The following is a 10805-nucleotide window of genomic DNA, read 5'->3' as shown; positions in this document are numbered from 1 at the left end:
TTCCTCTAACCCGCCTGGTGTCTCTTCAATTAGTATCGAGGCAGCTTGCCCTACTACCTATAAACACCGCGGTCCCGGGGGTGCAACCCCCGGTGCCGGCTAGGCCTGCCTAACTGGCAGACGGCGAGGAAGGTTTGCTTTCCGGCGGCGGCTTCAAGGCCTGGGCAATCATTTTGGCGATCAGCTGCTGGAATTCGTTAGTCTGGATGAGGTTCCAGACCAGCTGCAGTGACGACAAGGGTAGCCCACCCAGGCTGCCCGCCCCCAAAACCGCTCCTGAACCACCTGGTTCGCCGCCAGATCCCACTGGCGTTTTCGCCATCTCCCGCTGGAGCTCTTCTTTAACCAGATTCACGATGCGATTGATGATCCCGGTTCCATTTTCGGCATGGGCGATGAAAGCTTCTGCTTTCTTTAAGAAGGAAAGGATATTGGCAAAAAGATTGTCCAGGGCGCCGCTCAGGATCAGTTCCTGGGCTACCGCCCTGGTTTTGGCGGCCATGGTGACCACTTGGATGCCGGAGGGCTCGGAACTATCCTGGTTTCTAGGGCCAGATTCTCTCCTTTGAGGTTCGCCGCTAACCTGTGGTTCCTCAGCTGGCAGCGGCAGCACTTTGCCAGCGCCGGCATCGGCGGCCGTTTCTGGCGCGGGTTCTGGTTTTTCGTCTCTAGCTCCAGCGGCGCTAGTCAGCGGTAGGCCACCGTCCATAAGCTCGGGCTCTACTGGGGCGTCCGAAGTAGAGGACAAGGCCGGTGGCGGGGAATCCTGGTCGCCGTGGCTTTTAGCGGTAGATCGAGGACGAGGCCAAGGGCCTCTAAGCGCCATCCCTAAACGGGGGCGGCTCAGGCCTGAGTTTCCTGGCGCAGAAATAGACATGAAGCTATACCTCCTTTCGGTTCATTATATGCAGGCGGTCTGCTAGCGACATCCGCAGGGGCACCCGCGGCCATTGCTCGCTCTCTACCTCTCATCAGTAGTCGCCAGCAACGCTGGTAAAGAAATCGCTGGGAATTTGGCAGCTGTTACCCACAAGGAACACCGACGAAAATTGGATCCAATGGATAGATCAAAGGTACCAATTTGCTCAGGTGGTCTTAAAAAAACTTTATCGGGATGCAAAAAGGGTATTGTAGGATTTTCAGGATTATGATAGACTGAAGCCAGAAAGGGAATGGCAATTAGTGGATCTACATATAGTACCAATAGTCGGACTGAGTGGGTATAATCAAGTTATTATGGCACCTATCATGCAAATTGGATCCATGAAACATGCCACTTGGTGGCGGTGAGTAGAGTATGCAAATTAGATTGAACCGGGGCAATGGGACCCCCTTAAACGTTCAGCTCAAGCAGCAGATTGTGGCCATGATCGAGAGCGGAGCTTGGCCAGTGGGCTACCAGTTGCCCCCGGAGCGAGAGCTAGCCCGATTGCTCGGAATTAGCCGCAATACCGTCATTCAGGCTTACAACCGCCTGGAGCAGGAAGGGATCTTAACATCTCGGCAGGGCCGCGGCACCTTTGTAGCTAGCGTGCCTGGGGCCCAAGATGGCCAGCGCGAGGACCCGATTTATCACATCATCGAGGCGGCCATGCAGAAGGCGGCAGAAATGGGCTACACGCTGGGCGAGTTTGTAGAACTGGTTCGTAAGGTAGTGCAGGAACGGGAAGAAATACTACATAAAGTCAAGGTAGCCTTTGTAGAGTGCAACCGCGAGCAGTTGGATTACTTCTCCCGCGAGCTGGAGCTCGGGTCAGGGGTGGGCATAGTTCCAGTATTGCTCGATGATCTGCGTCGCGATCCGCAGCGGGTTAGCGGGGTTGTGGCCAACGCCGATGTGGTAGTAACCACTTTCTTCCATCAAGATGAAGTAAAGTCGCTCCTGGCTAACACTGGAGTTGATGTGCTCGGGATAGCCCTTGACCCCCAGCTGGAAACCATGGTACGGATTGCCCGTCTCCCTGATAACAAACGGATTGGGCTAGTTTGCCTTTCCGAGGCTTTTGCCGACCGGGTACGCAAGTCAATTGCCAAGGCGGGGATAAACGAGCTCGACCTAGTGCATACCATTTCCCGTGACCCTAAGGAGCTGGCTGAGTTTTTAAGCCAGGTCCATGCAGTGATAGTCTCGCCGGGTCGGAAGAAGGAAGTTGAGGGTCTGATCAGTAAAGGCAAGCAGATCATTGAATTCATTTATGAAGCCGATGCTGGCTCCGTTAACCTGCTTAAGAACGTCATTTGGGAGCGGCTGGAGGCGGTAAAGCGGCAAGCCCAAGCCAGAGGAATAAGGCCGAACGGCGAGCAGAGGTATTAGGCTCGTAGCGATGGGGTTAAGCGAGGAGTAGCCTAATAAGCCGGATAAGCCGGCTGGGATAAAGAGGGGAAGAGCGATGGCAACTACAAGTCAAACACCGGTTATTACCATTAAGGATGAGTGGTGCAAGCGGTGCGGCATCTGCATAGCCTTTTGCCCCAAGCAGGTGCTGGAAGCAGAAAAGGATGGCAAGCCTAAAGCAGTGCGCCCGGAAGCGTGCACCCGTTGCGAGATGTGTGAGCTCAGGTGCCCGGACTACGCCATTGAGGTCCTTGCGCCTGAAAATCAAGCGCCTGGCTTAGCGGTGGCTGCGGCTGGCGGCTAAAGCATAAGCTACCGGAGCCATCGAGTTCAGGCCCAGCACTTGGGGAGGCCTAGGTGGGGTGAAGGGTAATGATGGCAAGGCTTGAGAGCAGGATCGAGCTCAAGAGCCATAAAGAGAAGCAGGATAGTGAGGGGCTAAGATAAGGAGCAAGAGTAAGATAAGGACCAAAAGAGAGAATTGGGGGCAGGCAAGGTAGGAAAAGGTTCAGGCAGGAAAAAGTTTGGGGTCAAAAGGAAAAGGGGCGAGGATTATGAGCGGCAAGGATAGATTTTACCGGCTAATGCAGGGCGATGAGGCCTGCGCCGAGGGAGCGCTGGCGGCGGGAATGCGCTTTTTTGCAGGCTATCCCATTACTCCAGCTTCAGAGATAGCTGAATATCTCTCTCAGCGCCTGCCTGAGGAAGGCGGGGTCTTCATCCAGATGGAAGATGAAATTGCCAGCATGGGGGCCATCATTGGGGCCTCTCTGGGCGGGATGAAGAGCATGACGGCTACCAGCGGTCCCGGCTTTTCGCTGATGCAGGAGAACCTGGGCTACGCATCTATGGCCGAGGTTCCTTGCGTGGTAGTTGATGTGCAGCGCCTGGGGCCCAGCACTGGCAGCCCCACGGCACCAGCCCAAGGCGACGTGATGCAGGCCCGCTGGGGGACTCACGGTGATCATGCGGTGGTAGTTTTATCTCCCTCGTCGGTTAAAGAGGTTTATCAGCTGACGGTGAAGGCTTTTAACATAGCTGAGGAATTACGACTCCCGGTGGTGCTGCTCATGGATGAGGTGGTAGCCCACATGCGGGAGCGGGTGGATATGAGGGAGCTGGCCCAGGTGGAGGTGGTTGACCGCAAGCGGCCGGCTACGCCTAAAGACAGCTACTTGCCTTACGGCCCCGATCGCGACGATGTGCCGGCCCTGGCTCGGTTTGGAGACGGCTACCACTTCCATGTGACCGGCCTGTTCCACGACAGCACCGGTTTCCCCACTGGCAACCCCAAAGAAATTGAGCGCCAAATAGCTAGGCAGCACCGCAAGCTGGAACGTTACCGGCCTTACCTCTGCATTGGTGACGAAGAGGCTTTAGAGGATGCCGAAGTGGTGGTGCTGGCCTACGGCGGCAGCGCCCGGCCGGCGCTAGCGGCAGTAAGGCAAGGGCGGCGGGAAGGTTTACGGGTGGGATTGATCCGGCCTACGGTGCTCTGGCCCTTCCCGGAGGAGACCATCTACGCTTTGGCCACGCGAGTTCAAAGCATAATCGTACCGGAAATGAACCTGGGGCAGCTGGCGCTAGAGGTGGAGCGTTCGGTTAAGGGCGAATGTCGGGTGACGAGGCTCCCCAAGGTCAACGGTGAGCTATTTACTCCCGAAGAGATCCTGGCCGTGATTAGGAAGGAGGCGCTCTCATGTCCCAGCTGGCGGTTAAGACCCATTTACGAGAAGAAAGACTACGCCATATCTGGTGTCCAGGCTGTGGCAACGGCATAGTCATGGGAGCAATAGCCCGGGCTATTGATAAGCTGGGCCTGAATCCGGACCAGACTGCCATCGTTTCCGGAATTGGTTGCTCATCTCGGGCGAGCGGCTACATGGATTTCGATACCTTGCACACTACCCATGGGCGGGCTATTCCCTTTGCTACCGGGTTAAAGCTGGCCCGCCCCGAGCTCAACGTAATCGTCATCACCGGCGACGGAGATGCGGCAGCTATTGGCGGCAACCACCTCATCCATGCCGCTCGCCGCAACATAGACATTACCGTGGTGTGTTTTAACAACAACATCTACGGTATGACCAGCGGGCAGTATTCGCCCTTGACCCCGCGGGGGATGAAGGCGACTACCGCTCCTTATGGCACCATTGACCGGAGCTTTGACCTATGCCGGCTGGTCGGTGCCGCTGGGGCCAGCTACGTGGCCCGAGGTACCGCTTATCATGTCCGGCAGCTAATCAACCTAATTGCCAATGCCATTGCTAAAAAGGGGTTTAGTTTTGTAGAAGCAGTGAGCCAATGCCCGACCTACTACGGGCGGCGCAATCACCTGGGATCGGCCGTAGACATGCTGCGCTGGCAAAAGGAGCACGCGGTTCCAGTCAAGGCGGCTGCCAACATGACCCCAGAGGAGCTAGAGGACAAAATCGTTATTGGGGAATTGCAGAACCTTTCTGGGCAGCCAGAGTACGTGAGCGAGTACTACCGGCTGGTAAGAGAAGTGCAGCACCAGCATGCGGCTCTTAGATAGCGAGGGAAGGCCTATGCATATGGAGATACGTTTGGCAGGGGAAGGCGGACAAGGAGTAATCCTAGCCAGCATTGTGTTGGCGGAGGCTGCCATTGCTGATGACTTCAACGCGGTTCAGACCCAATCCTATGGGCCGGAAGCCCGCGGCGGAGCCAGCAAGTCGGAAGTTATCATTGCTGATGGCGATATTGAATACCCCAAGGTGGTTTCGCCTGACGTGTTGCTGGTCCTAAACCAGGTATCATATGATAAGTATCATTCTGCCCTCAAGCCTGGCGGCATACTGATAGTTGACTCCACTTATGTCACTCCCGATCCACAAGCGGAGGCGGACCACCAGGTTTACCAAGTGCCGATTACAGAGACGGCTAGAGAGAAATGCGGCAAGACCGTAGTAGCCAACATGGTAGCCTTGGGAGTGCTGGGCGGCATCACCGGGATTGTCTCCCGGGAAGCCTTAATGGAGGCCGCCTTAGCTCGGGTGCCTAAGGGTACCGAGGAGCTCAATCGCCAGGCTTTAGAGTGGGGCTTGGCTCTGGCCGAGGAGGCCAAGGGCTGCAATGGTGCCGGCGTGGGTCTGGCCAAACGAGTCTTGGCTGAGGCAGAGACCGCCCAGGTCTGAGATAAGCTTAGGAGATAAGCTGTGGCAGTAAAAGGCTGAGGCCTGACCAGGATTGCGGCTCCGGGCCGGGCCCAGCCTTTTTATACTGCTAATTGGCAGGCTGCCTATATTGGCTCATTTTATCTTACCTGGTGGAAGTTAGAACCAAAAAGGATTAGGTTTTATTTTGTAGAAACGGTAATCTAGGAATCGCAAATGAGGAAAGGGGGCCAAATGCTTGAAGCTTTACGAGTACATGGGTAAGGATTTGTTCCGCCGCTATAGCATTCCTACCCCCAAGGGGCAGGTAGTTACCTCGCCGGAGGAAGCGGCCCAAGTGGCGGCCGAACTGGGACCGGTGGTGATAAAAATCCAGGTTCTAGCCGGAAAGCGGGGCAAAGGAGGCGGGATCCGCTTTGCCGACAGCCCCCAGGAGGCCGAGCGGCAAGCGGGCGAGCTCTTTGGCCGGGGAGTAGAAAAGCTGTTGGTGGAGGAGCGCCTAAAAATAGACCAGGAGTATTACCTATCCTTGACGGTAGATGGTGCCCGCCAAAAGCCGCTGCTTCTGGCTTCAGCCCAAGGCGGGATGGATATTGAGGAAGTGGCAGAAGAACATATTGTCCGCTATCATATCGATCCGGTGACCGGGGTGGCCCCCTTTGTAGGCCGAGAGGTGGCAAGGAGATTAGGTCTGGGAGTTGGCAGCCCTTGGGGCAAAGAGTTTTCGTCCTTATTGACCAACCTTTACCGCTTGTTTACGGAAATGGACTGCGAGCTGGCTGAGATCAACCCCCTGGTGCGTTCCAGCGAGCAGCTCGTGGCTGCCGATGCCAAAGTCACCATCGATGATGAAGCCCTGTTCAGGCATAAGGATTTGCCTTATGTATCGGACCGAAGCCAGCTGGAGGAAAGGGCTCACCAGCTAGGACTCTCCTTTGTGCAGCTGGACGGGGATATTGCCGTCATGGCTAACGGCGCCGGCATCACCATGGCCCTGCTGGATACCTTACAGCAGTTTGGAGGACGGCCAGCCAACTTCCTGGATGCTGGGGGCGGTACTGGGGTGGAGACCACCATTCAGGCCTTGGAACTGCTCTTGGCCACCAACCCCAAGGCTATTCTGGTTAACATTTTTGGCGGCATTACCCGCTGCGACGATGTAGCCAAGGCCTTGGTGGCGGTCAAAGAGAAATATACCATCCCTGTACCTCTGGTAATCCGCTTGGTAGGCACCAACGAGGAAGCTGGTGTCAGCATTCTAAGAGAAGCTGGCCTTTCCGCCCACCGCGATATGGAAGCGGCGGCCCGGGAAGTGGTGGCCCTAGCCTACGGAAAGGAGCTGGCCTAGCTTGAGTATCTTGATCGACGCCAATACCCGCGTTTTAGTTCAAGGGATAACCGGCAACCAGGGTAGCTTTCATACCGCCCGAATGCTGGATTACGGCACCAAGGTGGTGGCGGGGGTCTCTCCGGGCAAGGGCGGCCAAGTGGTGCACGGGGTGCCGGTATTTGATACCGTGGCGGCGGCCTGTGAAGCCTTAAGCCCCGATGCCTCAATCATATTCATTCCCGCTCCTTTAGCTAAAGATGCTATACTGGAGGCATTGGCCAGCGGTATCAAGCTGATAGTGGTGATAACTGAACATATTCCTCTGCATGATGAGATAGCCATCATGCACGCGGCTAAGGACTACGGGGCCCGCATCGTCGGTCCCAATACCTTTGGGCTGGTGAGTTCAGGTAAGTGCAAAATTGGCATCATGCCCAATCAGTTTTACCAGCCTGGGCCCATAGGGGTGGTGTCGAGGAGCGGCACGCTCAGCTACCAGATTGTGGCTAATTTGTTGGCCAGCGGCCTGGGCACCTCTACGGTGGTGGGCTTGGGCGGCGACCGCATCGTAGGGATGAGCTTTGTTGACATCCTTCCCCTGTTCAATGCCGACCCTGAGACCAAGGCCATAGTGCTGGTAGGGGAGATCGGCGGCTCGGCGGAAGAGGATGCGGCCCGCTTCATTGCCGCCCATATGTCTAAGCCGGTGATCGCCTTCATTGCCGGCAAGAGCGCCCCGCCAGGAAAGCGTATGGGCCACGCTGGAGCTATCATCGAGCGCGGTCGCGGGACTTACCAGAGTAAGGTTGAAGCCCTGGAGGCAGCCGGGGTGAAAGTTGCCCACGCCTTGGCTGACCTTCCCGAGTTGGTCAAGCAGGCATTGAAGTAGCCTGGGCAAAGCCTCGGGAGATTACCTAGGGGCCAAGCCGCAGAACTAAGTTCGGAGGAGAAGGACCATGCCACAAAACCTAGCCCAAAAGATCCTATCCGCCCATCTGGTCTCCGGAACGTTTACGCCGGGGACGGAGATCGGCATCAAGATCGACCAGACCCTGACCCAGGACGCCACCGGCACCATGGCCTGGCTCCAGTTTGAGGCCATGGGCATCCCCCGGGTGAGGACCGAGCTTTCGGTAAGCTATGTGGACCACAACACCCTCCAGACCGGGTTTGAGAACGCCGACGACCACGTGTTTTTAAGGACCATGGCCATGAAGTACGGGGCCTTCTTCTCTCGTCCCGGAAACGGCATCTGCCACCAGGTGCACCTTGAGCGCTTCGGGGTTCCGGGAAAGACCCTTCTTGGCTCCGACAGCCACACCCCCACCGCCGGCGGCCTGGGGATGCTGGCCATCGGGGTGGGAGGATTGGATGTGGCCGTGGCCATGGGAGGTGGAACCTTCTACCTCACCATGCCCCGGGTGGTAAACATCCGCCTCAAGGGAAAGCTTCCCCCCTGGGTCTCGGCCAAGGACGTGATCCTGGAGGTGCTAAGGCGGCTTACCGTCAAGGGGGGAGTAGGAAAGATCCTGGAGTACACCGGAGAAGGAGTGGCCACCCTCACTGTCCCCGAGCGGGCCACCATCACCAACATGGGGGCCGAGACCGGGGCCACCACCTCCATCTTCCCAAGCGATGAGGTGACAAGAAAGTTCCTTCTTGCCCAGGGAAGGGAAAAGGACTACCGGGAGCTTTTACCCGACCCCGGTGCGGAGTACGATGAAGTGGTGGAGATCGACCTTTCTTCCCTTTCGCCCCTTTTGGCCTGCCCGTCAAGCCCGGACAACGTCCATCCGGTATCCGAGCTTTCCGGCACCAAGGTGGACCAGGTGGTCATCGGCAGCTGCACCAACTCCTCTTTCCTTGACCTAATGAAGGTGGCTTCCATCTTAAAAGGAAAGGTGGTCCACCCCGAGGTGAGCTTAGTGATTGCCCCCGGTTCCCGCCAGGTGCTGACCATGCTGGCCGAAAACGGGGCCTTGGCCGACCTCATCGCCTCCGGGGCCCGCATCCTTGAGTGCGCCTGCGGCCCCTGCATCGGCATGGGCCAGGCTCCCCCCTCCAAGGGAGTATCGGTAAGGACCATCAATAGAAACTTCACCGGCCGAAGCGGCACCAAGGACGCAGAAGTTTATCTATCAAGCCCCGAGGTGGCGGCGGCGTGTGCCCTTACCGGCCGCATTACCGACCCCAGGAGCCTGGGGGAAGCTCCCCGGATATCCCTTCCCGAACGTTTTTTGGCCGACGACTGGATGATCCTTCCCCCCTCCGACCATCCCGAGGCGGTGACCATCGTCCGCGGCCCCAACATCAAGCCCCTGCCTGAGTTTCGCCCCCTCCCCGATAAGATCACCGGAGAGGTGCTCCTAAAGGTGGGGGACAACATCACCACCGACCACATCATGCCGGCCGGGGCGAAAATCCTGCCCCTTCGCTCCAACATCCCGGCCATGGCCGAGCACGTGTTTGAAGGGGTGGACCCAAGCTTTGCTTCCCGGGCTAAAGCCTCCGGAGGCGGCATCATCGTGGGTGGGGACAACTACGGCCAGGGGTCAAGCCGGGAGCATGCCGCTTTAGCCCCCATGTACCTGGGGATAAAGGCGGTGATTGCCCGCTCCTTTGCCCGCATCCACCGGGACAACCTCATCAACTTCGGCATCCTCCCCCTGGTCTTTGCCAACCCCTCCGACTACGACCGCATCCAGGCCGGGGATGTCCTGGAGATGGACGGGGTAAGGGAGCTAATTTCCTCCGGGGAAGCCTTGGCCGTAAAGGACCTAACCCAGGGCTTTGCCTTTGAGGTAAGGGCTAACCTTACCCCAAGGCAGGCGGAGATTATTTTGGCCGGGGGGTTATTGAATTACACCAGGGGCGGCGAGGCCGACCTGGGATAGAAACATAGAAGCAAGTGACTTAGAAGCTGCAAGAGGAGAAGCCCGAGGAGAGTTCCTGGTTCAGCAGGGCTCCAATCGGGCTTCCATAATCGGATAGACCAGCTGATATGAGCCTGGGATAGTGCTAGCCGTGATGCACAAGAGTAGTCTACCCCCAACTTCCGCACCCTGGACTAGGTTTGATGGATTTTGCCCCTTTGATGGTCGAGGGGTCTTGAAAAACCCGGGGATGGCTCCTACTATGTCTTCTGCTATGCCTCTGCGGGCTAAAGGTAGTGGAAGGTTTATTGCCCTAGTGTCTAAGTATCCCGGAAGTCCGACCAGTTTTCCAGTGGACTACTAGCAACCCGGAAATAAGAACTGCCCCTTCCCGGCCGGGGATGGCTATGATTTAAGTTAGACCTGATGGATTGACGGTCTGGCCAATTCGACTCTTCGGCACTAAAGCCAGGTATTCGCGGCAGGGACGGCTCCCATGTGGGGACGGCCAAAAAGTAAGGCCGGCCAGCACTGTCTCGACAAGAATTTCTGTGTTGCCCTCACGTCTGGGACTACCCACTACACCGATAACCTTCATGAGCATCTCTCCTCCTGGTGGATAATACCTGGGCTTCCGGTAGAGGTTTCTTTGGATAGAGACTTCATTTCCTTCGCTATGAAAACGGCGGTTATTAGAACCGAGAGGCCATTGGCAATGGGGGCCGTTCTCCACGCCGTTTAGGCCCCAGATGCGAGGAAGGATAAGCAATAACGGGATGAAGAAAAGAACCTGGCGGGACAGGCTCAGTATGGCTGCCTGTACCGCCTTGCCCACGGCCTGGAAGTACTGGGAACATACGAGTCTGAAAATTAACAGCCAAAGAAAGAGAAAGAGTGTACACCGGCTTTCTGACTCTACCGGCCAGAAAAAGTTAGTAAGCCACGAGAACACGGCTTTGTGTTGAGATTCGCTGTGGCGAGAACCGATTCTAGGACGTTGCTACAGTAGAAAACACTTACGATGAACCAATGTTGATTCGAGCCCTGACCAAAGAAGAGATTCCTGATCAAGAACCAGGGCTTTTAGAATTGGCCCGCGAAAATATGCCCCGCCTTCCTTTTGAACATAT

At 56.8% G+C, this 10805-nt stretch carries 10 protein-coding genes; 8 read left to right on the top strand and 2 right to left on the bottom strand.

Features of this window, described 5'->3' with window-relative positions; genetic code table 11:
* Positions 1 to 109 precede the first annotated feature (109 nt).
* Positions 110 to 877 carry a hypothetical protein gene (locus tag H5U02_11215; protein MBC7342991.1) on the bottom strand — a complete coding sequence of 256 codons (768 nt, stop codon included), beginning with the start codon at positions 875 to 877 and terminating at the stop codon, positions 110 to 112.
* Between the two features lie 420 nt (positions 878 to 1297).
* Here H5U02_11215 and H5U02_11210 point away from each other — a divergent pair, with 420 nt between their 5' ends.
* The 8 genes from H5U02_11210 (at position 1298) to H5U02_11175 (ending at position 9696) form a co-directional block, all read left to right on the top strand.
* The gene (locus tag H5U02_11210; GenBank protein MBC7342990.1) at positions 1298 to 2314 is read left to right on the top strand and encodes a GntR family transcriptional regulator; all 1017 of its coding nucleotides are present in this window, start codon (positions 1298 to 1300) and stop codon (positions 2312 to 2314) included.
* Between the two features lie 76 nt (positions 2315 to 2390).
* A complete protein-coding gene (locus H5U02_11205; protein MBC7342989.1) occupies positions 2391 to 2639 on the top strand; it encodes a 4Fe-4S binding protein in 249 nt (82 codons plus the stop codon).
* Positions 2640 to 2889: 250 nt separating this feature from the next.
* A complete protein-coding gene (locus H5U02_11200; protein MBC7342988.1) occupies positions 2890 to 4116 on the top strand; it encodes a 2-oxoacid:acceptor oxidoreductase subunit alpha in 1227 nt (408 codons plus the stop codon).
* Entirely contained in the window at positions 4035 to 4871 is an 837-nt protein-coding gene (locus H5U02_11195) for a 2-oxoacid:ferredoxin oxidoreductase subunit beta (protein MBC7342987.1), read from the top strand. The genes H5U02_11200 and H5U02_11195 overlap by 82 nt, the downstream gene beginning before the upstream one ends.
* Positions 4872 to 4884: 13 nt before the next feature.
* Positions 4885 to 5493: a 2-oxoacid:acceptor oxidoreductase family protein gene (locus H5U02_11190; GenBank protein MBC7342986.1), complete on the top strand. Its 609-nt coding sequence runs from the start codon at positions 4885 to 4887 to the stop codon at positions 5491 to 5493.
* Positions 5494 to 5710: 217 nt separating this feature from the next.
* Positions 5711 to 6820: an ADP-forming succinate--CoA ligase subunit beta gene (sucC, locus tag H5U02_11185; protein MBC7342985.1), complete on the top strand. Its 1110-nt coding sequence runs from the start codon at positions 5711 to 5713 to the stop codon at positions 6818 to 6820.
* A 1-nt stretch (position 6821) separates the two neighbouring features.
* On the top strand, positions 6822 to 7691 hold the full coding sequence (gene sucD, locus H5U02_11180) for a succinate--CoA ligase subunit alpha (protein MBC7342984.1): 870 nt from the start codon (positions 6822 to 6824) through the stop codon (positions 7689 to 7691).
* Between the two features lie 67 nt (positions 7692 to 7758).
* Positions 7759 to 9696, top strand: coding sequence for an aconitate hydratase (locus tag H5U02_11175; GenBank protein MBC7342983.1), 1938 nt, complete (start codon positions 7759 to 7761; stop codon positions 9694 to 9696).
* A gap of 391 nt (positions 9697 to 10087) precedes the next feature.
* Here H5U02_11175 and H5U02_11170 read toward each other — a convergent pair whose 3' ends face one another.
* Positions 10088 to 10273 carry a hypothetical protein gene (locus H5U02_11170; protein MBC7342982.1) on the bottom strand — a complete coding sequence of 62 codons (186 nt, stop codon included), beginning with the start codon at positions 10271 to 10273 and terminating at the stop codon, positions 10088 to 10090.
* Between the last annotated feature and the right edge of the window lie 532 nt (positions 10274 to 10805).

The organism is Clostridia bacterium, assembly GCA_014360065.1.
Taxonomy (GTDB): Bacteria; Bacillota; DSM-521; order Neomoorellales; family JACIYF01; genus JACIYF01.
This window is presented reverse-complemented; position numbering and strand designations above follow the sequence as displayed.

Coding starts and splice junctions, on each gene's coding strand:
- H5U02_11190 (MBC7342986.1), top strand. CDS start 4,885: ATGCATATGGAGATACGTTTGGCAGGGGAAGGCGGACAAGGAGTAATC.
- H5U02_11210 (MBC7342990.1), top strand. CDS start 1,298: ATGCAAATTAGATTGAACCGGGGCAATGGGACCCCCTTAAACGTTCAG.
- H5U02_11175 (MBC7342983.1), top strand. CDS start 7,759: ATGCCACAAAACCTAGCCCAAAAGATCCTATCCGCCCATCTGGTCTCC.
- H5U02_11170 (MBC7342982.1), bottom strand. CDS start 10,273: ATGAAGGTTATCGGTGTAGTGGGTAGTCCCAGACGTGAGGGCAACACA.
- H5U02_11195 (MBC7342987.1), top strand. CDS start 4,035: ATGTCCCAGCTGGCGGTTAAGACCCATTTACGAGAAGAAAGACTACGC.
- H5U02_11205 (MBC7342989.1), top strand. CDS start 2,391: ATGGCAACTACAAGTCAAACACCGGTTATTACCATTAAGGATGAGTGG.
- H5U02_11200 (MBC7342988.1), top strand. CDS start 2,890: ATGAGCGGCAAGGATAGATTTTACCGGCTAATGCAGGGCGATGAGGCC.
- H5U02_11215 (MBC7342991.1), bottom strand. CDS start 877: ATGTCTATTTCTGCGCCAGGAAACTCAGGCCTGAGCCGCCCCCGTTTA.